Source organism: Gluconobacter sp. Dm-62 (assembly GCF_018256155.1).
Lineage (GTDB): Bacteria > Pseudomonadota > Alphaproteobacteria > Acetobacterales > Acetobacteraceae > Gluconobacter.
This window is the reverse complement of record NZ_JAERLY010000001.1, coordinates 312736-334908: the sequence shown is the minus strand read 5'-3', so window position 1 is coordinate 334908 and position 22173 is coordinate 312736. Positions and strand designations below refer to the sequence as shown.

Genomic DNA, 22173 nt, shown 5'->3' with positions numbered 1-22173 from the left:
TTCATGGGGTGATTTCCTGGTTCTGGCGCAACTGGCGAACGAACAGGTGAACAATTACTGACAGACAAGGCCATCATATTACGCTGCCGCAAACGGGCCTTTGCGCGATGGCAGAATGCAACGCCTATTCCGGGATTAAACGAAACAGGGTTATTTCAGACGGGATACCCAGCCGCAAAGCAAAGCCGGGCCACAGGCCAGTGCCATTACTGACGTATAGTGTCATGCCGTCCAGATCATAGCGCCCTGAAACAAACCCATCGTTGCCGCGTGCCACCAGACGGTCGAGCCCCACAATCATTCCGCCATGCGTATGGCCGGAAAGTTGTAAGGCCACACCATGCTTTGCGGCGGCGCGCGCCTCACCGGGTTGATGGTCAAGCAGCACGACCGGAGCTCCGGCGGGTTTCCCTTCGAGGGCAGCTGTCAAATCGGGCCCAGTCTGCTCGTGTCCGGGAGCCGAATGGTCGGTCACGCCTGCAAATACAATTCGGAAATTGCCTTTTGCGATGACCACATGTTGGTTCAGCAGCAGGTGGAACCCGAGTTCGGACAGGTGTTTCATCCAGTCGGCATAATCAAAAAAATATTCATGATTGCCGGGGATCGCCAGCACCCCGTCCGGCGCCTTAAGCTGCGCAAGTGGGGCAATGTCAGCGCGGCGCATGTCTACCGAGCCATCGATGAAATCACCGGTTATGACGATCGTGTCCGCTCCGACCGCATTGGCGCGTTTTACGACTGCTGCGGCCCACTTGGCTGGAAAAAGCCGGCTGAGATGCAGGTCACTCAGCTGGAGGAGCTGATATCCATCAAATGCCGGGGGTAAGCCGGGAATGGTGATGGTCATCTTTCGGATCGAAGGGACTCTGATGGCATTTGCAACCCCTATGGCAGAGAGCATTCCCGCTATGGCCCCGATGGCTTCACGCGCACTGGCAGAGATATGGACCGGCTGCCAGGTCGCCAGCGCGATAACAAATGCACAGAGGTCAAGCGCGATCTGCAACAGGGTAAGAAACAGGATCGTTCCGAAGGCCCAGTTGAACAGAATGACCACCGGACGAGGGAATTCCGGCGTAAAGACGGATCCCGAGGAAAGACGGGACCAGAAATGGTAAAGTGCTGCCCCTATCACCAGCACGCTTCCGAGCAACTTAACGGTTAGCGGAAGGGGGAGCGGCCAAAGCCAGTTCAGGATCACGACAAGGAGCGGGAGACCGAAAATAACAGGGCGCATAGATATCAGTGTCCTCACACAAAGCGCAGGGAGACGGTGGTTGTCTCCTTGCGCCCAAGTCGTGCAGCATGGCTGAAGAGTGGTGAAATGTCTGTCCTCGCGTTAGGAGAAAGTTTCTCCGACCATCTCCTCGCTTTTCGCCCAGAGGGCTTCGGCATGGGCAGGATCGATGGCATAGGCGCGCACGCCCTCACTGCCCAGGCCCAGCGGCAGCTCATCGGGCACGACTGCGCTCACATGGCAGTCCTCGCAGTAATGGGCCCCCACCGCGTCAGCCTCGGCTATAACGCCGGCCCAGACGGACGTTGCCGCGCCCTGAGGAATGGTCTTGAACTGGAAGGGCGGCTTGCCCTCCGCAGCAGCCTGTTCGTTGATGCCTGTGACCATCGCCTCGATCGCTCCTGCCGGCATATGACGGGGCAGTTCAGTCAGGATTCCGCCGGGATGGACGGCTGTGGCCCTTATGCCGCGTGCGCGATGGCGGGCATCGAAAGCAACGGCAAAAAGGATGTTGGCCGTCTTGGAGCGCCCATAAGCAACGAAGGGTTCATAAGGTGTCTGTTCGAAATTCGGGTCATTCAGGTCAACATCTGCAAAACGATGTCCCGCTGAGGACAGATTGACCAGTCGGGCACCGGGACGCATCAGGCCCGCAATCCGGTTGACGAGTACAAAATGTCCCAGATGATTGGTACCGAACTGGGTTTCAAACCCGTCATTTGTATGACCAAAGGGTGTGGCCATAACGCCAGCATTGGCGATGACCAGATCAAAAGATAGCCCGGCTGCGTTTAATTGATCAGCGCATGCGCGGACACTCTCCAGATCGGCGAGGTCCAGGGCAATCAATTCGAAGGCGCCACCCCCATGTTCTGCGTCCGCGCGGACCTGCGCAGTGGCGCTTTCGGCTTTTGCAAGACTGCGTGCTGCCCCCACCACATGCGCTCCATGCCCAGCCAGGGCACGTGCGGTTTCAATTCCCAGACCTGCGGAAACGCCGGTTACGAGAACACGTTTGCCCTTCAGGGACACGCCCGAGAGGACGTCTTCTGTCGTTGAAGCTGCGCCAAAAATCTGTGTCATGGATGGAATTCCCTGAAATGCTACACCCGTTTTTGCCGAAAGGGCACTTGGAGTGATATCTGGAGTATCGCTCCGTTTTGGATATGCGGAGGGATGCTCCGTTTAACAAGAGGAGATCCGGTGACAGACGAAAAAAAACCGCGCCGCCGGTTACGCAGCGATGGGCAACGCAACAGGGAGCTTCTGCTGACGGCAGCCAGAGCCGCGTTCACAGCAGGAGAAATTGAGATTCCGCTGGACGAGGTTGCGCGTCGTGCTGGCGTCGGGATCGGCACGCTTTACCGACACTTCCCCAGTCGCGATGCCCTGATCGAGTCCGTGTATCGCGCTGAACTCGATCGTCTGGCGGATGTTGCTCCGGTTCTGGCAACGCAACATCCGCCAGTGGAGGCTCTTCGTGCGTGGATGAGGCTGTTTGTCGACTATATTGCCGCCAAGCAGGTCATTGCTCCCGCACTCAACGGGCTCGTCGGAGGGACCAGCGCACTTTATGCCCAGTCCGGTACGGTTTTGCAGGCTGCGATCAACAGACTTGTGGCTGCCGCGATTGCGAGTGGGGATATCAATCCGGACATTGAGCCCCTTGATCTCCTGCGGGCCCTCGCCGGTGTCTCCAACTTTTCGGCCGGCCCCGGCTGGGAGACAAGCGCGAAACGTCTGGTCGATATCCTCATTGCCGGTTCAAAAATATTGCCATAGGGCTCGAGGCAGCGATCGGCGTAACGGATTTCTTCAGACAGGGGGCATCGCTGCTCAGTACATCAGGAAGGGGCGACGTTGCGTATTGAACGTCTCTTCGTTCGGTTTCCAGCCTGCGACGATGTCGGCTGCCGACATCCTTTGTGAAAGCTGGCTGCGTAGTCGGTTGCTGCCAGCCAGAATGTCGAAGGTCGAACCGGATTTTCTCCAGATCGGGTCATCCGATATCTTTATGACGGTCTGAAGCATCGTTACGCTCGTCAGCAACGGGTCGAAGGTTTTCCGGTTCGTAATGGCCAGTTGAAGCCCGTGACACAGCTGGTTCTTGGCAACTTCCGATCCGGGAGTGAACCAGTCGTCGCGAAACAGACATCCTGGAAGATTTGCAGTGTTCAGTTCTTCTACCCATCTGGTTGCAGCGAGGCCCGGGGCACCAAGTGTCAGGAAGGGGGATGCCGTCCCGCGACCCACCGACAGGGTTGTTCCCTCGAAAAGGCACGTCCCGGGGTAGGCGAGTGCCGTCGTGATGTCGGGCATGTTGGGGCTGGGTGGCACCCAGACGAGATCGGTTTCGTCCTGATAAAGGTCCCGACGCCAGCCCGTCATGGGAATGATGCTCAATCGGGCGGCGTGACCTGTAAGGCGGGGCACATACAGGCCGTTAAACAGTTGTGCCAGTTCGCCAACAGTCATGCCATGCCGCAGAAGGAGCGGTACGCGGCCCACGAAAGATGAAAAGGCGGGATCAAGGGAGGGGCCGCTGGCGTTCAGACCAGTGATCGGGTTGGGTCTGTCCAGAACCATGAACGCGATGCCGCACCGCGCGCAGGCCGTAAGTGCGTCGAACATGGACCAGATATAGGTGTAGAACCTGGCCCCGATATCCTGAATGTCGAAGACGAGAAGATCAATATCCGCAGATTTGAGGAGCGCATCCAGCTTCGGGCCGGAGAGCGTGTACATGTCGTAGACCGGAATGCCGGTACGGGGATCAACGCTTCTGGCTTCGGAATGGCCGGCCTGAGCTGACCCTCGGAAGCCGTGTTCAGGTCCGAAAATGGCCTTCAGGTTTACTCCGGGTGCGGCATGCATCTGGTCCGCGATATGACGCAGTCGGCGATCAACGCTTGTGGGATTGGCAATCAGGCCGACTTTTCGACCTTTGAGGGCCTGATAGCCATCGGCTTCAAGCACGTCATAACCAGTCGTGATCGCGACAGGAGATAAACATCCGCCGGGCATTCCAGACGCGGTTGTCCATGATGATGCCGCCGTTCCTGCACACAGTCCCATGAAGGTCCGGCGGCCGAGAGATGTTTTGCGGTCTGGAGTTCCAGAGATTTCAGGCATGCATTGTCATGGAATGAGTATTGGGCATGTGATACGGATCTCCCTGCCTGACGAACGCTCGTAAATGCCGTATCTTAAGATAATAAAGACCTGATGCATCTGGCCAGTGGCAAGATGGTGCTGGCACATAACCCGAAGTTATGTGTGCCAGCGTCATGTGGATGACTACTCAGCCTCCGCGACGGCGCTCACCAGGTCGTCCATGATTTTTGTGGGGTGGGGCAGATCGTCCGGAATGTCGTTTGCAAATAGGGCGATCAGAAGGGTCTGGCCATGCGTAGTTTGAAGATAACCTGACAGGGAATGGGTCGCTGCGAGTGTGCCTGTTTTTGCATGCAGATGACCAGCGACGGGCGTACCGATGAAGCGGTGTTCAAGTGTTCCGTCCTGCGCTGCCAGAGGGAGGTCGTCGCGCCAGTCTGCGCGCCAGGGCTGGAGGTTGGCGAGGCGCAGAAGCTGGATAACGGTCTGAGGTGTCACGCGGTTGTAGGGAGACATTCCTGACCCGTCGTAAAGCGAGAACCCTGCGGCAGGCAGGCCCAGAGTCGTCAGAACCTGTTTGCGCTCAGTGAGGCCGTCTTCAGTGGAGCCGTTGCCATGCACGAGGGCCAGACGGCGCAGAATGAGTTCGGCATGGAGGTTCTGGCTGACTTTCAGCAGATGACGGATGTCGTCTTTCAGATCGGGGACAGGCAGGGTGGCGAGGACACGCGCGTCTTGCACGGGAGTATCAAGGGCAGTTTTCGTCAGGCGGTGTCTGACTTGCACGGTCTGGACCCGGATGCCTGTTTCCCGCAGCAGGGATCTGAAGTGCCGGGCGGCTGAGAGGGCCGGATCGTCGAGCCCGATTTTTAATGTCTGGACAGGCGCGCCGATCGGAAGTGTTCCTGTCAGGATGACGCGGTTGTCGCCGGGCTTCTTTTCAAGGCTCAGTTCGGATTTGCCGTCCGGGACCGTCAGGGCCTGATTGACCAGCGTCAGTCCTCCGTCGGGTGCTGACCAATGGGGTGATGGTCGGTCGCCGGGGTGGGTTCCGGGCTCGATGGTCAGTTCGGCGACGTTGTTGTTCAGCGTCAGGGCCGAGACTGCGGTTCCCCACTGGGTCGGCAAGTTGTTCCAGCTCCATCCGTCGCCCCAGCGTTCGTCTGCGAAAAGCTGATCGTCCGCGATGATGGCGTGGATATGTCTTAGGCCCTTGGCGGAGACGGCATCCGCCAGTGTTTTCAGGCAGTCGGTTTTGCAGGCAGCGTCATCGGACAGGACGGCATCGCCCGAGCCGCGCAGGATGAGGTCTGGTGCACCGTGACGGCGGGGGGCAAGCAGGAGTGTTGTGGGGTGTTCGGCTGCTGCATGGTCCAGTTCTGCGAACTCGGCCATGGCGGCGGCTGTTGTGAACAGTTTGGTGTTCGAAGCTGGCACGAAGCGTCCGTTGGCGTTGCGGGAGAACAGGATTTTTCCATCCTGGGTGGCAATGACGATGCCCCACCGGACGCCCTGTTTCTGTGAGGTCTGCAGGATGGGGGAGAGGCGCTTTGCCAGCGCATGCGGGCTGAGCGGGGGCGGGGCGCTCTGGACGGCGCAGGCACTCAGGGCGATGGGAAGTCCGGCGGCGGCGCAGGAAAGCAGCTTCCGGAAAAGCCGGGGCAAACGGTGCGGAGCATGGCTGGGAATCTGACGCATGAAGGCCCTTGGCTGCGTGGACATTAGGACGTTTCTGGAACGCTTGAAAAGCTACGAGGCTGCCTGTGTCGGGGGAACAGGCAGCCTCGTGGGCAGGTCAGGTTTGGAGAGTCTGGCTCAGAACTCCATGCGGATGCCGCCGCGATAGGCCCGGCCCAGCAGGTTGCTGTAGGTTTCGTCGGCCTCAACGCCGCCTTCCGGCAGCAGGATCGGCGAGGTGTTTGCAAGGTTGGTGACGGTCAGGAAGAGCTGCATCTTGCCGATTTTTTCGACCGGAAGATTATAGGTCGCGTTCATGTCGAAGTAGAAAATGCCCGTGACGCGGTTGTTGTTGATCGTCGGATAGTTGGCGTTATACGCCGGGCACGTTCCCGAGCACTGGATGTAGCTGTTGGAGTAGTTGCCGGCACTGATGCCACGGGCGATGGCCGTCAGGCTGTAGCGGGACGTGCTGTAGGTGGCCGAGAAGCGGTAGATCCAGCGCGGCGGGCCGGACGAAATGTCCCCTGATGTGTCGACAGTATAGCCCACACCGGAGTCAGACACGTATTTCAGGTAGTTCGTGGCCTGACCGTGGATGGTGATTTTTCCGTCGGCGTCGCGCAGCAGGCGGCGGAGTGGGAAGCTGTATGAGGCGTCGATGTCGATGCCGCTGGTTTCGAGCTTGGCGAAGTTGAACGGGGAAGCGCTGATCAGCAGATCACGCGTGCCTGTCAGGTCTGGGCGGATGGCCGAGCAGAACGTGGTGTATCCCGAGTAACATTCATTGATGATGGACTGCGGATAGAACTGTTCGATCGCGTTCTTGATCTTGGTATGGAACCAGTCAACCGAGATGGCCAGACCGGGCACATAACGCGGCGTGATGACGGCGCCGACCACTGTCGTATTGGCCGTCTCGGGACGCAGTTTCGTGTTGCCCGTCGTATTGGCGAGGACAGTATCCGTCTTGCCGGTCACCGGATCGAGCACGCTTGTCGTCTGGGACGTTCCGGCGTTGTAGAGTTCATTGATGTTGGGCGCGCGGATGTCGTGTGACTGGGTGGCGCGGAACAGTACGTCTTTGATGGGCTGCCAGGTTCCGCCGATTTTCCATGTCGTGACATAGCCGGAGGTCGAGTAGTCCGTGCCACGGACGGCGCCATTAAAGGCCAGGCCTTTCGCCAGCGGAACCGCCGTTTCGAGATACGCTTCCTTGACGTTGTAGTGGCCGAATGTCGGGCGGTAATTGCCGACGGACCAGCCGGACTGGTATTCGGTCGGGACATATCCCGAGGCGCGCTCGTCACGGTATTCGCCGCCGACAGCCACGTTCACGTCACCCGCCCATGTGGCAAACGGGATCGTGGAGAGGTTCACGCCGGAGACGATTTCCTGGAACCGCTGGTTGCGCCACGGTGCGTCAAGGACGTAGCCGATGGAGGCGGGAGACATGACGCCCGTTCCCAGCCAGTCGATCGGGGAGCAGCCATTGCCGGGGTTGGTCAGGGAGGAGCGGCAGACAATCTGCCCCGCCGAGTTACGGACGGCGTCAGTCGCGTTGGCGATTTTTGCCGTGTTCATCACGTTGTAGATCTGCTCGTGCGTATGGGTGACACCATACTGCCCATAGGCGCTCCATGAGGCGCGCTTGCCGAACATCTCGAAATTGCCTTCGCCCCCGAAGGTGTAACGCTGGACGCTGCGGAGGTTGTCAGTCCGGCGATAGGGCATGTCGAGCGCGGTCGTACCGACAGTGACGGTCGAGACGTTCTGCAGGGCTGCGGCACCAAGGGCGTCAACGAGATAGGGGTTGGTCCCTTTCAGCGAAACCGAGCTGATATACTGGGGACCGGAATTGTAGACGTACTCGCTCTCGTTATAGGCGCCTTCTGCGTAAAGGGTCATCCAGGGTGCGACGTCATAGCTCAGGCGTCCGAAAAGATTCTTGCGGTCACTCTGGGGCTCAAGGCCGACGTTCTTGTTGTTGTTGGCGAGGTTCTGGTCGCCACCGACCGAGACGCTGGACGTTGAGAACGAGCCGTAATTATAGTGGTTGACGCTGCCGCCGGGGCCGAAATAGATCCCGCGCAGGGAGTTGGCTACGCCGCCCGTGGACGCATTGATGATGCCGCCGGGCATGACGTTGTTTGTGCCTGCATCGCCGACGCGGAGGTAATAGGGCTGGCCATTTCCGGCGACATAGTCGGGATTGGCGACGATGCGGCTGCCGTTCACGTTCCAGCTTCGGGAGACGTGGAAAATGCCGTCCTGATGGGCGATGTCGCCGCTGAGGAGAACGTGGCCTTTTCCGTGAGCAAAGCCGAAGCCCCCGGCGATGGCGGCGTGTTCGTTTTCGCCGTCACCATAGTCCGAGATGCCGGAATCCGCGCTGACTTTCAGGCCCGTATAGGTCTTGTCGAGCACGAAGTTCGTGACGCCTGCAACGGCATCGGAGCCGTACTGTGCGGACGCACCGCCCGTCACGACGTCCACGCGTTTGACCAGCTGCTGGGGAATCGTGTTGATGTCGACAATGCCGGTGATGGCAGAAGGCGTGATGCGTCGCCCGTCCATCAGCACAAGGGAGCGGACGGGGCCGAGATTGCGTAGGTTGAGCGCATTGATGCCGGCCGTGCCATCACTCAGGGAGTATGCGGAGTTCTGGGGCGTCTGGCTTCCTGCGAACTGCGGCATCTGATTGACAAGGTCAGCGAGATTGTTGCTCGGCGCCTGATTCAGGATTTCCTGCTGACTAAGGGAGCTGATGGGGGTTGGGGACTTGATATGCGAGTTCGCAATATGACTGCCCGTAACGGTGATGACTTCGCGGTTGCTCTCAGCTTGCTTTTGTGTTTTTTTGTGACTGACAGACTTTTTTGAGGATTCAGCAGATGGCTCCTCGGTGTCGGCAAGCTTGGAAGATGTTGCAGCAGCGTAAGATTGCGGCGGCATAAGAAAGGTTGCGCCCGACGATAGGGCCGCAAAGGACAGGAAATAAGACTTCAGGGGTAGTCTGGCCGGCATACCCTAGTTCCCTCAGTAAGCGCCGCTGGGCGATGATGTTGCGTTATCGAACCAACATCGCATGTCCGTAATGCAATCGTCGATTTCGAAACTGCGCGCGATATATAACCTGAGGTTATGTGCGCGCAATCGTCTGACAGGGTGATGGAAGAATTTTTTTGAATAAAGAATTTATTTCTATTGATGAATAATAATTGATTGGGGACTAATAATATTTTTATCATTAAAAAAAATTTTTAAGTTATAGAAAATAAGTTCTAATAATATAGATTTTAAATGACTATTTCCAATATAGGCTTAAATTAAAAAATTTGAATTTATTAAGGAATATTATTATTAAAAAGCAATAAATACTTATTAATTACGATTACACATCTTAATCCACGGTGTGATCCTTGTTTCAGCCTTCATGACGAGGCTGGGCATAATTGGGCTAAGATTATCTGACGGAAAAGCAGATGGGTTGTTTCAGCTGTTTTTTCTGGAAAACCATAATGGGTCGGTATGCGCCATGATCTTTGTTAATCGGACGGACTTCGTTGGACGGCTTCTCAAGACTTTAACAAAAGCTTGCAGACCGCAGCATATGATCCACTTCTGCTAATATTTTGCAGGAGAAAATGATCATATTCTGTGCTCTAAGAAAAAACCACGCACGGCAATCACCAGATACGGTACAAAGATTGCAGTCGCATAAGACTATGCTTGTTTCGCTGAGAACCGCTCTGATACGCTGTTTTTACATGCACTTGCGCCTTTTGAAGCCCTTCAGCCGGCCATGTCCTGAGCTAGAGGGGTCAAGTCTGGTAGCATCAGAAAGCACGGCATATGCTTTCTTTTCAATAAACCTTGGTGAATTAGAAGAATTTTCATATAAATTATTCTATGATTTTTGTGGGAAAGAAAATGAATTACATTTCGGATATAGAATCTATTTCTTTAAAAATATCTTTAAACGAGCTTGGTGATTTTATAAAATCTAAAAATGAGAGCCCTGTTAGGTGCGCTGTTTTTAATAAAGAGTTCCCATCTCATTATAATTCCTTAATGACCGACAATGTAATATTTGCACGAAACCAAGAAGAGTTCCAAAAATGGAAAAACTGGGACAAAAATGGGCACCCGGAAGATTCCAATAATGTCGCTGCATATATATTTGATGACTTATATGTGTCCTTTTATGGCGCTTTGGAGTGGAAAGGCCATATAATTTCTTCACCTGAGGTGACTCAAGGTTACGCTTTAGGCGGCTTCCAGCAGCCTGCAATTAGCGAGAAATTAAATTCCCCAGCAAGAATTATAGAAAATCCCTGTTTTGTATGTATGGGGTGGGGGGCTGATATCTATGGACATCTTATTGTAGAGATGCTTCCTAGATTGATGGTAGCGTTTACCGAATTTCTTCCATACATTCCAGATACAAAATTTTTAATAGATAGTTTGTCCCCAGGATGGTTCATTGATTTCCTAAAAACAGAAGTAGGTATTCTGCCAACTCAGATCGAATTTTATGATTCCCGAATAGAAAAAATTCTTTTGAAAAAATCTGTATTAATAACTCAATTAATTAATAAGGATTTTCACCCAGCAACACAATTTTATTTTGATGATGTTTTAAGTAAATCAAAAATTGAAAAGAATTCTGCTATAAAAAATGTATTTTTAACGCGAACTTTTTTGGGGCAGTCCCTAAGAGGATCATTTTGTCCCAATGAAGTGGAAATAGCAAAAATAGCTGCACAAGAATTTGGTTATACTGTACTTCCGCCCGAGACATTACCACTCAAAGAGCAAATGAGGATATTTGCGAACGCAGATTCCATTATCGGGATAGCTGGATCTTCCCTACATACGGCAGTTTTTGCCAAAGCAGGGACAAAAATTGGAAGCATCGAGCCTAATAGCGATCTTCAGCACAAAATATCGAAACTAAAAAAACAAAAAATATGGTATATGAATTTTGAGAGTGGCTTCCGACAGGTAATAAATTCCGACAAATTTAGATATTTTATAGACGATATTATAACGGGAAATAAAAATAAAATAAGCAAATTCTATATGTCTGAATTAAATATCGAGGAAAGTAATATTAAAACAAGGATAAATATGGCTTTAGATACTGATGATGTGTTAGATGAAGATATATTCAATATTAATTATGTGGAAAATGTGGGCTCTATCTTAGTCCATAAGTCGGGATTAGGAGACGTTAAAAACACAAATTCCCTTAATTCAGGACCTTCTTGGGCCACACACCCTATAGAAGGCTTCATGTTGGTATTGTGTGATGATTTAAAAAACAAAGTTGTGAGCAGATACTATGGTGCTGACGGGGTTTGGTCCGAATGGAAAAGCGCCGGGAAATTTGTAGGAACTACTGGTAGCGGTAAAGCAATATGTGGATACTCAATAAAAATTCTAGATGAATGGAAAAATGAATATGCGGTAGAGTTTTCTGGGACATTTTCAGATGGTACATTTATATTTCCCTCCGAAAATGAGTGTTTTTGTGGAAAAATTCAACCGCTTACAGCTATGCAGATTGCATTTTATCGGAAAGATACAGTGAGTGAGTGAGTGAGTGAGTGAGTGAGTGAGTGAGTGAGTGAGTGATATATCAACATATATAATCGGTTGCCCATTCGGTAAAATACTTGAAAAACCTGTTCAGGCCTCTTTTTATCTAGGGCCTTGTTGACAAAAAACCTGATCCAGAGCCGTACGGCAGCGCGATTGAGGAACTTGTGAAGGACAGGGCAGTCTGGTTGTAGGGGGTTGCAATACGGCGCATTTGCTTAAGAGCCGGTTGAGCATGCGCTCGATGCAGTGGCGCTCTCTGTTAACGCGGCTGGTCTGTTTTCTGGGAGGCCTTGTGGCCTCTGCGTGTTGGGATACCGGCAGGATGCCAAGGGATCAGCAGGTCTTGGCGAAAACTGTCGCTGTCATACTCCCGGTCGGCCTGCATGGCTTAGGGCCTTTGTAACCTCAGACTTGGCCTCCTATGAGGACAGAGCCAAGAGAAGCATTCCTGACTGTCGCAAGGGCATGGATTTTTCTTTAAAAGTTACTAATGGGCGCGGACCATGATGCTGTCCGATCATATGCTGCCAGTTATCCGTTAGACCCAGATCCACCAAGGCTTGCAACAGGTTATCTCATACGCCCTGTTCAGCCCAACGACAGAACCGGATATGCACGGAGTTCCACTTGCCGTAGCGTTCATGCATGTCCCGCCAGGGGGTAACCTGCCCGCAGCGCATGTAGCATGCCGCGAAAGAAGAGGTAGTTGTTTCTGGCTGGTTGGCTCCAACGTCTGCGCTCAGGAGGCGGAAACGGGCCAAGCATCGACCATTCGTAATCCGTCAGATCGCCTCATGCCATGTCTGTTCTCTCTGCCCGTTATCCTTTCAGGAATAAAGTGATCAGACCTCAGGAAGATCGGGTAGGCTTCTTGTCAACACAGCTTAGGATGCGTGGGGTAAATTTTTTATCAGTTGCTCCCAGTTTCCATACGCGAGTGCCTGTCTGCCCGGCTCATCCAAGCCGCAGATTTCGACAAAGCGTCGTGCATCACGGCCGGGACGGTATTGATAAGGGTAGTCGGTGGAGAAAAGCAGTCGCTCACGACCAACGATACGGGCTGCCTGTTCCAGATAATGTGGCAGGAACATGCCGCTCGCCGTGACATAAAGATTGCGACGGAAATACGTTGCTATGGAATGATTTAGCCCTGACACACGATCTATGTTGGCGATACGCTCGGCATAGAACAGGACCAGTTCGCCCCAATGGCCCAGGATAACCTGCAGATCCGGAAAGCGATCGAAATGGCCTGCCAGCACGAGACGCAGAAACTGGATGCCGGCGTCATAATGCCAACCAAGGCCGAAACAGGAAAATGCAGCGTTCACCTGTGGGTTGAACCCGGAATAATAGGCGTCTCGTACCGTCTGTTCTGGCGCTCTGGGATGAAGCAGGATTGGCGCCTTCAACGCCGCAGCACCCTGGAAGATCGGGAGCAGATCAGCGTGATCCAGGTTGCGATGTCCCACCCGCCCGCACAACATCGTCCCTTTAAAGCCGAGCGTCCTGACACAACGCTCGAGTTCCAGAGCTGCTTCGTCGGGCATCGCTACGGGCAGCGTCGCCAGCGCCTGAAAGCGATCCGGATGACGGGCGACCGCCTCTGCCACGGCATCATTAACACGACGCGCCAGATCAACACTGTCGGGTCCAAGGTCGTGCAGTGACGGAGTGGTGAGCGACAGCACCTGCACGTCCAGCCCTGCTTCGTCCATGTGGGCCAGCCGCTCCTCGGCAAGGTCGGTCAACCTCTTCTCAAGCGGGCCACCATGAAACGCGACGCTTGGATCAGTGGCTTCAAGACCGATGGCGGACCAAGCATCCTTTATCTCAGCGGTCAGGAAATGTTCTTCGATGCCGATCAGCTTCATGGAATGGTTCCTTTGCGCGCACTTCCGTTACGACGGAAATACCTGTTTTGACCTTATTGAAATTAGATGAAGAACCGGAGCAGGCACCAGACGCATGAGGATCAATGTATCATTGCATGCGGCGCTATTTGTCGCCGGTCATTGTCGGCTAGGCTCGTCGGATGAAAAACCTCGATCTCAATCTTCTGAGGGCACTGGATGTGCTGCTCGACGAAGCCAGCGTAGTAGGCGCGGCCCGTCAGCTTGGACTCAGCCCGTCCGCTATGAGTCGCACGCTGACTCGGCTGCGATCGGCTACCGGCGATCCGTTGCTGGTGCGGGCGGGGCGACACCTTGTGCCCACGCCTTATGCAGCGGACATGCGTGAGCGCGTTCATGCCCTGACCCGTGAGGTGCAGGCTGTTCTACATCCGCACCCTCGGGAACTGGATTTGAAAGTGCTGGATCGGACATTCGTCCTTCGTGCCAATGAAGGCTTTCTGAAGATTGCTGCAGCACCTTTGATGACAGCCATCATGAAAGAAGCGCCACGGGCTCGTCTGCGTTTTGCACCCAAACCTGACAAGGATGCACTGCCACTTCGTGAAGGACGGATCGATTTGGAAATCGGTGTCCGTGGCGCGTCTGCCCCCGAGATCCGAAGCCGGCTCCTGTTTCGGGATGCGTTCATCGGTGTGGCACGCATCGGCCATTCGCTTTTCCTGGATGGGGATATCAGCGTGGCGCGCTACGCCGCATGCCAGCATGTCGTAACCTCACGACGAGGGGCGTTCAGGGGGCCGGTTGATGATGCACTGGAGCAACTTGGATACCAACGTACCGTATCGGTCGTCGTGCCAGGGTTTCCAGATGCGCTCGAGATCGTGCGGCAATCGGATCTGGTGACTCATATCCCGCGATCGTGTCTACAGCCCTCTCCGATGATTCCTCAGGGATATCACGCCTGAAGCTGTTCCATCTTCCCGTGAAGACGCCTGAAATCGCTATTTCCGCCATGTGGCATCCTAGGTTCGACGTCGACCCGGCCCACCGCTGGCTTCGCGATATAGTACAGGCAGTTTGCAAACAAGTTCTTGCCTGTTAACGACGTCTGCTTTTAAATAAGTACTCAGTGGTTTTGAATATCCAACAAGAAGGCGCAGGCAGTAGGCTCGCTTACGCCTTATCAATGTTTCTAAAAGTAGATATCCGAAAAGGATCGGGTGCCCATCTGAATGCCCGGACATCATTGAGATATCCAGGATCAGTTTCCTTGAGGCGTATAGTCCCGCCATAGCCATAACAGGGCTTCGGGCAATGTCTGCTCAATCGTGGGACCGTCCACATGACCAGCATTACGCGATAGAATGAACTGGTAGTCATACCCTTTTGCAGACAGCACACGGGCCATGTTTTCACTGGCCAGTACCCAGTCATGCATGCCATCGGGCATGGCCGGAGCCGGATAAAACAGATCCCTGTCTCCTGCCTCGAACCAGAAGCGGATCGGCTTGCGCGGGGCATTGGGGATCAGGGCCGCACCGGGCTGACTGCCTGTTGCTGTCGGGTTGCCTGCCCATGGTGAATGATACTGCCATGCACCACCCGGCATGGCACCAGCATGCGGCCATTGCTGGTTCGTCAGCGTGGGAGAATAGGCCAGCACGCGATGGTACAGTTCCGGATGGAACCAGGCCATACCGAATGCCGCGCCGCCGCTTGAACTGACGCCCATCGTTGCGCGACCATCAGGATCATGGGTCAGGGCAACTCCGGCATGCTGCTGTACCAGCGGCAGGACCTCACGTTCAACCCATTCAGCATAGGTGCCTGACACCGTGTCATATTCCCGTCCACGTTCGCTACCCTGTGCATCCTGTCCGCCAGAACCGATACCAATCGCGATCAGCGTTGGGAGCCGATGGCTGGCGATCAGCACATCCAGGACTGCGAACAGGTCACGACCGGGATAAATACCATCCGCCCCGCCATCGCCGAATACAAGAAACGGTGCGCTGGTCCCTGGTTTGTACTGAGCGGGTACATACACATCCACCTGCCGTCTCCATGGACCCGAATGGCTGTCTGCCAGCCGCAGGTTGGATGGATCTCCGGGAGCGGAACGAGACGTATAGATCGCGCCGTTAGGACAGTTGTCGGGGTCGTCACGGACAATGCCAGGATCAAACTGGATGCTGTGTCCGGACTCCATAGTGAAGGATACAATCCGTCCGGAAGGCACATTTGCCGTCATGGCTAACTCGGGTGCGAACGGATGGGTTGGCCCCAGCACGAAATTGCCATTGGCTGTGTCCAACGGCACAGTTCTGTCGGGCAGATCATGAGCAGGTGGATAGTGCGGGTTATGCGGGTCACGGCGGGGCGACATATTGTCAGGCGTCAGCGCCGAAAGATCAATGAAGAATGGTTCCAGGGGATGTGTTGTATTGGCAGTAGGCGGTGGCGGAATGTGCAGAGACTGGCAATCGGCGTGAGCGGGAAAAACAGGCAGCTCAAGACAAACTGTCCAAATCGCCACGAAGAAGGAAACCGGTATTCTGAAGCCCGATGCCAATATTTTATGTCCCGTCCTGTATTAAAAACTGCGTCCTAGCCAAGCACGATACCAGTTGCATATCCAGCCTTAACAAAAGACTGCTAGGACACATGCCTAATCCGCTATGAAGAAGGCGTTTTTTCTTGGTTTTTGCGGAAAGTAGAAAGGTGCCCCCAACCCATCCACATCGAATTCTTAATTCCCTGTCCATGTCCGAGCCTGTGTCCACGATGGAACCCGCGAGAGCAGGCTCGCCATGCGATCGGGAATCCAGCAGTTGCGAGCCCCAGCACGGCCCAGGGAAAAGATGCTGCTTCCCATGTGTCCAGCATGATCCCGCCTGGCGGTCCGGCACCTGCAATAGCGCTGTCCCAGACGACGACGTTCATCGACAATACGACGTCCACGCCATCACCGGCCGCAAAATCTTGGCAACAACTTCTGGATCACTTAATATGAAAGTCTTTCAGCAGGAGCAGCACCATGGGCGCGGACAGGGCGTCCCCGTGAGTTTGACAGGGACAAGGCAATTGACGCCGCCACGGCGCTTTTCTGGGCGCAGGGCTACGAGCCGACGTCCCTGACGCAGCTCAAGTCGTGCATGGGCAATATTTCGCCCGCGAGTTTCTATGCTGCGTTTGGCTCGAAAGAAGCCCTGTTCCGCGAAGTCGTGCAGCATTATCTGGCGACCTACGGGCATGTCATGGCCCCCTTATGGGACGAAAATCTGGCGCCGCGCGATGCGATTGAGCAGACGTTGCGCGGTTCGGCGCGCATGCAGGCTTCCCGGACGCATCCCTACGGATGTCTGGTCGTATCGGGCGCCAGCAACTGTTCGCCCGAAAACGAACCTGTTCAGGTCCTTCTTGCTGAAGAGCGACAGCGGACGCGGGCTGGCATCAAGGCCTGCGTGGAACGGGCGATTGCCCACGGCGTGTTGCAGGATTGCGCAGCAACAGAGGCGTTGCCCGGTATTCTCGCGACGTTTTTCCATGGCATGACGTGCGAAGCCAGGGATGGGATGACGTCAACGCATCTGGATGCGGCAATTACCTCTCTTCTGACGTTGTGGGATGCCAATGCGGTGACACCAGAGGCAGGAAAACAGTAAGACAGATGATAACGATCCCGGCACAACTCGGGTCTTAAAGCTGCATCTTCGGTACTGGTCGATCCATAATTCCTTGACCCTGCTTTGAGTGCGCTTTATGGACTGTTCGGTCCGGAACTAAATTCCGGAACATATCGCCGTGTCTCGGCCAAGGAATCCGGTTATGAGCAAACAGGACATCGCATTCGTCACGGGCGCCAATCGCGGCATCGGATACAGTATCGCGAAGCATCTGATTGCCTCGGGCATCAACGTGATCGGGACCTATCACTCCAACGAAGACGAGGCGAAAGCTGCCGAAGCCGCCCTCGTTGGCGAAAGCGCAAAACTGCGTATGCTGCGGCTGAATATCGCGGACCATGAATCGTTCGCGGATTTTGCCCAGCAGGTCAAAGCACTTCTTGCCCATGAATTCGGACAGCAGACGCTGAGTTATGTGGTCCAGAACGCGGGCAATATCATTCACACTCGCTTCGATGCTGCGACATCGGAACAACTCGACAACCAGTATAACATCCACTTCAAGGGCCCCTACTTGCTGACGGTGGCTCTCCTGCCCCTGATCCGGAATGGCGGTCGCATTCTGAACATCACCTCCGCCGCGACGCGTTTCTACCTGACGGATCATGGGCCTTATTCGGCCATGAAAGCGGCAACAGAAGTCATCTCGCTCTATATGGCGAAAGAGCTGGGCGAACGGGGGATTACCGTCAACGCCGTCGCCCCTGGCGCGGTCGCCTCGGATTTCGGTGGTGGTCTGGTCCGTGACGATGCCACGATCAACAAGAGCCTCGCAGAGATCACGCCCCTCGGGCGTGTCGGACAACCCGACGACATTGGTGCCGCCATCCGTGCCCTTCTGTCTGACGACATGCGCTGGGTGAATGGTCAGCGCATCGAGGTGACGGGGGGCCAGTCGCTATGACACTCAGACATTCACAGCCGGGAGAGGCCTCATGATCCATGTTATGGCCAGCAGCGTCATTCCTGCATCGGTTCCCTCCGTCTGGCAGTTGGTCCGTGATTTCGGCGCCCTTGGACGCTGGTTGCCGGGCGTCAAAAGCTGCGTGATTGAAGGTGATGAGTCCGGTGACCGTGTCGGGGCAATCCGCCGTGTTGAGATGGGCGATGTCGGCCTCATCCGTGAGCAGCTTCTGGCCTTGTCCGATGTCGATCATGCGGTGACGTTCTCGATCGTTGAATCCGCTCTGCCGATCCGGAACTATCGCTCTACGATCAGCCTCCTTCCCATCACGGCGAGCGACGGCACGTTCATTCAGTGGCGGGGGCAGTTCGAAGCGCCTGTTGAGCACGCCGCCAGTATGAAGGCCCGGATGCCAACAGATATCTATCAGCCAGCCTTTGATAGATTGGCTGAGATCCTGGTGTCGCGGGAGGCGCAGTCATGAGCGGCTTTGAGGGTAAATCCGTTCTCGTGCTTGGCGGCAGTCGCGGAATTGGGGCCGCCATCGTGCGCCGTTTCGCTTCGGATGGAGCGAAAGTCCTGTTCACGTATTGGTCTTCCCCGGACGATGCCGAAGTTCTGGCGACCGAGACCGGAAGCGAGGCCCTCCGCGCCGATAGTGGCGACCGTGACGCTCTCATCGCGCTGATCGGCTCAATTGGTCCGCTCGACGTTCTGGTCGTCAATTCCGGCATTCTTGGCGCGGGCGATCCGCTGGATATCCCCCCGGATGAGGTCGACCGGCTGTTTCGCATCAATATCCATGCGCCTTATCATGCGGCCGTTGCTGCCGCCCGGACCATGCCCGACGGGGGCCGCATCATCTTCATCGGTTCCGCCAATGCCGACCGTATGCCGATGGCCGGGCTTGCGGCCTACAGCGCCAGCAAATCGGCATTACAGGGCATGACCCGGGGACTGGCGCGGGATTTCGGCGTGCGCGGGATCACCGTCAATGTCGTCCAGCCCGGGCCGACCGATACCGACATGAACCCTGCAGAGGGGCCGCTAAAGGACGTGATGCATGGTTTCATGGCAATCAAGCGCCATGCCACCGGCTCGGAGATTGCTGGGCTGGTGGCGTATCTTGCCGGACCAGAGGCCGGCATCATCACAGGCGCCGCGTACACCATCGATGGTGGCTTCGCAGCCTGACGGAATGGCTGCTTTCCCCAGAGGGAAACAAGGACCGAAGACATGATCGCTTCAACTTCCAACGCCTCCCGATCCGGCACATTCAGGATCGGCGGCTATCTCGAGATCAACCGGCTTGGTTTCGGTGCCATGCGCATTACGGGGCCGGGGATATGGGGTCCGCCCGCCGATCGTGATGAGGCCGTCCGCACTCTGAAACGTCTTCCCGAACTCGGCATCAACTTCATCGATACAGCGGATTCCTACGGACCGGATGTCTCGGAATGGCTGATTCGGGAGGCGCTGCATCCGTATCCCGAAGGGGTGGTGATCGCGACCAAGGGCGGTCTGACCCGTTCAGGACCGGATATCTGGAAGCCGGTCGGGCGTCCGGAATATCTGCTCCAGCAGGTGCACAAAAGCCTGCGCAATCTCGGTGTTGAACAAATCGATCTGTGGCAGCTGCACCGGATCGACCCCAAAGTGCCAGTGGACGAGCAGTTCGATACGATCAGATCCTTCATCGACCAGAAACTGATCCGTCATGCGGGGCTGAGCGAGGTTTCCGTCGATGACATCAAGGCGGCGTCGAAGTTCTTTGACGTGGCGACCGTCCAGAACCGCTACAATCTCGTCGACCGCACCAGTGAGGACGTACTCGATTATTGCGCGGCACAAAACATCGGGTTCATCCCCTGGTTTCCGCTTGCGGCTGGCGACCTCGCGAAGCCGGGATCGATCCTCGATGTCATGGCGCGAAAATATCAGGCTCATCCAAGCCAGATTGCATTGGCCTGGATCCTGAAACGCAGCCCGGTGATGCTGCCAATTCCGGGCACGTCCAAAGTCGCCCATCTGGAACAGAATGTAGCCGCTGCCGACATCACACTCTCCGACGAAGACTTCGCGGCCTTGGATATGGAAGGCCGTAAGGCGTTCCGCTCTAAAGTGTAGGAGAGCGCTTCCGGACCGTCAGAGCCTCAATGCCGAAAGGCCGGGATGGCTGTCCGGACTCTGTCTTTTAGATCAGTGAAACAGGCGGTTGACGGCATAAAACAAATCTCATTTCAAAAGCCCGACTTCACGATAATTCTCAATAACCTCATCAAACACTGTGATGTCCGAGCGGCTTCTTGCCAGTAGCTGTGCACCGGAAACAGCAGCAAAGATGGCACGTGCCCTGCCTGTGCTGTTGGGGAATACTCCATTGATTGCGGATATAACCGTATCCAGCCAGGCCACGTTGATATCGGCAAACGTCTGGACCTCGTGTTTCACGGTCTCAGGCAGATCATGCTGCTCGGCGCTCATGAAGCTGCCTAAACACAGACGATTGCCGTTTTCGAGCGAGCGACGAAATATCTCCGGATACCGGAGTAAGCACATAAGGGGATCAGGGGTATCCGTCCGTATAGCTTCAAGCTCGGCGCTGGTATCCTCCCAATAACGTCGAGCAACTGCCGCCCCCAGATCGGCCTTGCTGGGAAAATAATAATAGATACTTGCAGCCTTGATTCCCACTTCCGTTGCCAGATCACGGAAATTCAGGCCGTTATAGCCATGGGTTTGCGCGGACCGCCTGGCTGCTGCCAGAATGGCTTCCCTGGAACCCGTATTCATCGTCATACCCACTGTTGCATTATCACCCACCTACCAACTGATAGATAACCGTTGACATCAGGAATTTGAAGCCACATCATTTATCTACCATGTGATAGGTAGATAAAACCTTAACGCTTGGCATTTTGGCTTTCCATGTCACTAAGGTTGCTCCAATGAAAATTTACGACTGGCCCACAGGGCCCTATCCAGCTCGTGTTCGGATTGCGCTGGCAGAAAAGAATCTCTTATCTGATGTCGAATTCGTGCCGATCAATTTGTGGAAAGGCGAACATAAGACACCTCATTTTCTCGCCAAAAATTATTCCGGAACCTTGCCAGTTCTGGAGCTCGATCATGAAACGTATCTCGCCGAATGTACGGCGATCACGGTCTATCTTGATGCGCTCAATGGGGAACCCACATTGACCGGTCAAACCCCGCGCGAAAAAGGGGTTATTCACATGATGACCAAACGCGCCGAGATCGAAATGCTGGACGCCATTAGTGTCTATTTTCATCATGCCACACCTGGTCTTGGTCCTGACGTGGAACTTTACCAGAATCAGGAATGGGGACTCCGTCAACGGGACAAGGCTCTGCGCGGGATGCATTACTTCGATGCGGTGCTGAGAAAGCAGCCCTTCATAGCCGGTGAAGCTTTCTCGATGGCGGATATCGCAGTCATCGGGGGTTTTATATTTGCAGCAATCGTAGAATTTCCGATCCCGCAGGAGTGTGTAGCGCTTTCAACCTGGTTCGCGAGAATGCAGGAGCGGCCGAGTGTTCGGAAGCAACTGGCTATTGTTCCGCCAAAGCACTGATGTGCAAAGCAACACCAAACGCACGGACAGCTTTCACTTTCGTGATAGACATTGAGCTCGCAAAATCCGCTTTTTGACCGCTCATTCAGTTCCCCGAAACTCTCAACCGTTTGTCGAACGGGTTAGTTCTTTCCAATCCGCACTCTCTTTTTTCCCGGCAGGAGAGATATTCACGAACCAGTCGGAGAGCACCGTTGCCCAAGAGGAGTTGCAGTGGGGCGCGCGTCTGAGGCAACAAGCTGAAGCACTGTCGCGGCAAGTCTTGCCGGATCGTTCGGCTGCTGCCATCCTTCTCGTGTCGACCCCTAGAAAAGTGTCTGGGGAGTAGCTGGTACCAGAGGATTTTTCGGATGTCGTTCTATCGATATTGCGTGTTACGGAACAAGCACACGCTTGTGCCGAAAAAATAGTCCTATCGCGCCTCTGTTACGGGCACTAGGACATTCTATTCTTCCCGAACCGCGCACATTAGGTATGTGATACTGCAAGCAGT

At 55.0% G+C, this 22173-nt stretch carries 17 protein-coding genes; 9 read left to right on the top strand and 8 right to left on the bottom strand.

Translation table 11 applies throughout. The annotated features are described in order from the left end of the window. Window positions 1–124: 124 nt before the first annotated feature. Both JK202_RS01315 and JK202_RS01310 read right to left on the bottom strand, forming a co-directional pair. Window positions 125–1240 carry a metallophosphoesterase gene (locus JK202_RS01315; protein WP_211557279.1) on the bottom strand — a complete coding sequence of 372 codons (1116 nt, stop codon included), beginning with the start codon at window positions 1238–1240 and terminating at the stop codon, window positions 125–127. Between the two features lie 102 nt (window positions 1241–1342). Beyond that, entirely contained in the window at window positions 1343–2323 is a 981-nt protein-coding gene (locus JK202_RS01310; protein ID WP_211557272.1) for an SDR family NAD(P)-dependent oxidoreductase, read from the bottom strand. A 120-nt stretch (window positions 2324–2443) separates the two neighbouring features. Between JK202_RS01310 and JK202_RS01305 the strand changes: the two genes are divergently transcribed. Then, entirely contained in the window at window positions 2444–3022 is a 579-nt protein-coding gene (locus JK202_RS01305) for a TetR/AcrR family transcriptional regulator (protein WP_211557270.1), read from the top strand. 54 nt (window positions 3023–3076) lie between these two features. Here the strand turns inward: JK202_RS01305 and JK202_RS01300 are convergent, their stop codons facing one another. From JK202_RS01300 to JK202_RS01290, 3 genes are all read right to left on the bottom strand, one after another. After that, entirely contained in the window at window positions 3077–4372 is a 1296-nt protein-coding gene (locus JK202_RS01300; protein WP_211557269.1) for an exo-beta-N-acetylmuramidase NamZ domain-containing protein, read from the bottom strand. A 165-nt stretch (window positions 4373–4537) separates the two neighbouring features. Next, on the bottom strand, window positions 4538–6052 hold the full coding sequence (gene dacB / locus JK202_RS01295) for a D-alanyl-D-alanine carboxypeptidase/D-alanyl-D-alanine-endopeptidase (RefSeq protein ID WP_211557267.1): 1515 nt from the start codon (window positions 6050–6052) through the stop codon (window positions 4538–4540). 117 nt (window positions 6053–6169) lie between these two features. After that, a complete protein-coding gene (locus JK202_RS01290) occupies window positions 6170–9058 on the bottom strand; it encodes a TonB-dependent siderophore receptor (protein ID WP_249199501.1) in 2889 nt (962 codons plus the stop codon). A gap of 906 nt (window positions 9059–9964) precedes the next feature. On the opposite strand from JK202_RS01290, the gene JK202_RS01285 reads away from it, so the two are divergent. Next, entirely contained in the window at window positions 9965–11635 is a 1671-nt protein-coding gene (locus JK202_RS01285) for a DUF563 domain-containing protein (RefSeq protein ID WP_211557265.1), read from the top strand. Window positions 11636–12522: 887 nt separating this feature from the next. On the opposite strand, the gene JK202_RS01275 is transcribed toward JK202_RS01285, so the two are convergent. Then, complete coding sequence (locus tag JK202_RS01275; RefSeq protein WP_211557261.1) at window positions 12523–13512, bottom strand: amidohydrolase family protein; 990 nt, start codon at window positions 13510–13512, stop codon at window positions 12523–12525. A 161-nt stretch (window positions 13513–13673) separates the two neighbouring features. Here JK202_RS01275 and JK202_RS01270 point away from each other — a divergent pair, with 161 nt between their 5' ends. After that, on the top strand, window positions 13674–14459 hold the full coding sequence (locus tag JK202_RS01270) for a LysR family transcriptional regulator (RefSeq protein ID WP_249199500.1): 786 nt from the start codon (window positions 13674–13676) through the stop codon (window positions 14457–14459). Between the two features lie 296 nt (window positions 14460–14755). Here JK202_RS01270 and JK202_RS01265 read toward each other — a convergent pair whose 3' ends face one another. Continuing rightward, the gene (locus JK202_RS01265; RefSeq protein ID WP_249199499.1) at window positions 14756–15880 is read right to left on the bottom strand and encodes an esterase family protein; all 1125 of its coding nucleotides are present in this window, start codon (window positions 15878–15880) and stop codon (window positions 14756–14758) included. Between the two features lie 697 nt (window positions 15881–16577). Here JK202_RS01265 and JK202_RS01260 point away from each other — a divergent pair. The 5 genes from JK202_RS01260 to JK202_RS01240 all read left to right on the top strand — a co-directional run bounded on the left by JK202_RS01260 (window position 16578) and on the right by JK202_RS01240 (window position 20211). Next, a complete protein-coding gene (locus tag JK202_RS01260) occupies window positions 16578–17159 on the top strand; it encodes a TetR/AcrR family transcriptional regulator (protein ID WP_211557454.1) in 582 nt (193 codons plus the stop codon). A gap of 163 nt (window positions 17160–17322) precedes the next feature. Then, window positions 17323–18084 (top strand): SDR family NAD(P)-dependent oxidoreductase, encoded by a 762-nt coding sequence (locus tag JK202_RS01255; protein WP_211557259.1) that lies wholly within the window; start codon window positions 17323–17325, stop codon window positions 18082–18084. Between the two features lie 31 nt (window positions 18085–18115). Further along, window positions 18116–18568 carry an SRPBCC family protein gene (locus tag JK202_RS01250; protein ID WP_211557257.1) on the top strand — a complete coding sequence of 151 codons (453 nt, stop codon included), beginning with the start codon at window positions 18116–18118 and terminating at the stop codon, window positions 18566–18568. Next, window positions 18565–19278, top strand: a complete 714-nt coding sequence (bdcA, locus tag JK202_RS01245) for an SDR family oxidoreductase (RefSeq protein WP_211514821.1) — start codon at window positions 18565–18567, stop codon at window positions 19276–19278. Before JK202_RS01250 ends, bdcA begins: the two co-directional genes overlap by 4 nt. Before the next feature lie 42 nt (window positions 19279–19320). Next, a complete protein-coding gene (locus tag JK202_RS01240; RefSeq protein WP_211557255.1) occupies window positions 19321–20211 on the top strand; it encodes an aldo/keto reductase in 891 nt (296 codons plus the stop codon). A gap of 108 nt (window positions 20212–20319) precedes the next feature. Here JK202_RS01240 and JK202_RS01235 read toward each other — a convergent pair whose 3' ends face one another. Next, on the bottom strand, window positions 20320–20883 hold the full coding sequence (locus JK202_RS01235) for a TetR/AcrR family transcriptional regulator (RefSeq protein WP_249199498.1): 564 nt from the start codon (window positions 20881–20883) through the stop codon (window positions 20320–20322). Between the two features lie 149 nt (window positions 20884–21032). Between JK202_RS01235 and JK202_RS01230 the strand changes: the two genes are divergently transcribed. Next, complete coding sequence (locus JK202_RS01230; protein ID WP_211557253.1) at window positions 21033–21680, top strand: glutathione S-transferase; 648 nt, start codon at window positions 21033–21035, stop codon at window positions 21678–21680. Window positions 21681–22173: the final 493 nt, after the last annotated feature.

What these genes read in the sequence shown, in the direction of transcription:
- JK202_RS01310 (WP_211557272.1), bottom strand. Translation starts at nt 2,323, where the DNA reads ATGACACAGATTTTTGGCGCAGCTTCAACGACAGAAGACGTCCTCTCG.
- JK202_RS01265 (WP_249199499.1), bottom strand. Translation starts at nt 15,880, where the DNA reads ATGTCGCCCCGCCGTGACCCGCATAACCCGCACTATCCACCTGCTCAT.
- JK202_RS01290 (WP_249199501.1), bottom strand. Translation starts at nt 9,058, where the DNA reads ATGCCGGCCAGACTACCCCTGAAGTCTTATTTCCTGTCCTTTGCGGCC.
- bdcA (WP_211514821.1), top strand. Translation starts at nt 18,565, where the DNA reads ATGAGCGGCTTTGAGGGTAAATCCGTTCTCGTGCTTGGCGGCAGTCGC.
- JK202_RS01315 (WP_211557279.1), bottom strand. Translation starts at nt 1,240, where the DNA reads ATGCGCCCTGTTATTTTCGGTCTCCCGCTCCTTGTCGTGATCCTGAAC.
- JK202_RS01240 (WP_211557255.1), top strand. Translation starts at nt 19,321, where the DNA reads ATGATCGCTTCAACTTCCAACGCCTCCCGATCCGGCACATTCAGGATC.
- JK202_RS01250 (WP_211557257.1), top strand. Translation starts at nt 18,116, where the DNA reads ATGATCCATGTTATGGCCAGCAGCGTCATTCCTGCATCGGTTCCCTCC.
- JK202_RS01235 (WP_249199498.1), bottom strand. Translation starts at nt 20,883, where the DNA reads ATGACGATGAATACGGGTTCCAGGGAAGCCATTCTGGCAGCAGCCAGG.
- JK202_RS01285 (WP_211557265.1), top strand. Translation starts at nt 9,965, where the DNA reads ATGAATTACATTTCGGATATAGAATCTATTTCTTTAAAAATATCTTTA.
- JK202_RS01300 (WP_211557269.1), bottom strand. Translation starts at nt 4,372, where the DNA reads ATGCCTGAAATCTCTGGAACTCCAGACCGCAAAACATCTCTCGGCCGC.
- JK202_RS01230 (WP_211557253.1), top strand. Translation starts at nt 21,033, where the DNA reads ATGAAAATTTACGACTGGCCCACAGGGCCCTATCCAGCTCGTGTTCGG.
- JK202_RS01275 (WP_211557261.1), bottom strand. Translation starts at nt 13,512, where the DNA reads ATGAAGCTGATCGGCATCGAAGAACATTTCCTGACCGCTGAGATAAAG.
- JK202_RS01270 (WP_249199500.1), top strand. Translation starts at nt 13,674, where the DNA reads ATGAAAAACCTCGATCTCAATCTTCTGAGGGCACTGGATGTGCTGCTC.
- dacB (WP_211557267.1), bottom strand. Translation starts at nt 6,052, where the DNA reads ATGCGTCAGATTCCCAGCCATGCTCCGCACCGTTTGCCCCGGCTTTTC.
- JK202_RS01255 (WP_211557259.1), top strand. Translation starts at nt 17,323, where the DNA reads ATGAGCAAACAGGACATCGCATTCGTCACGGGCGCCAATCGCGGCATC.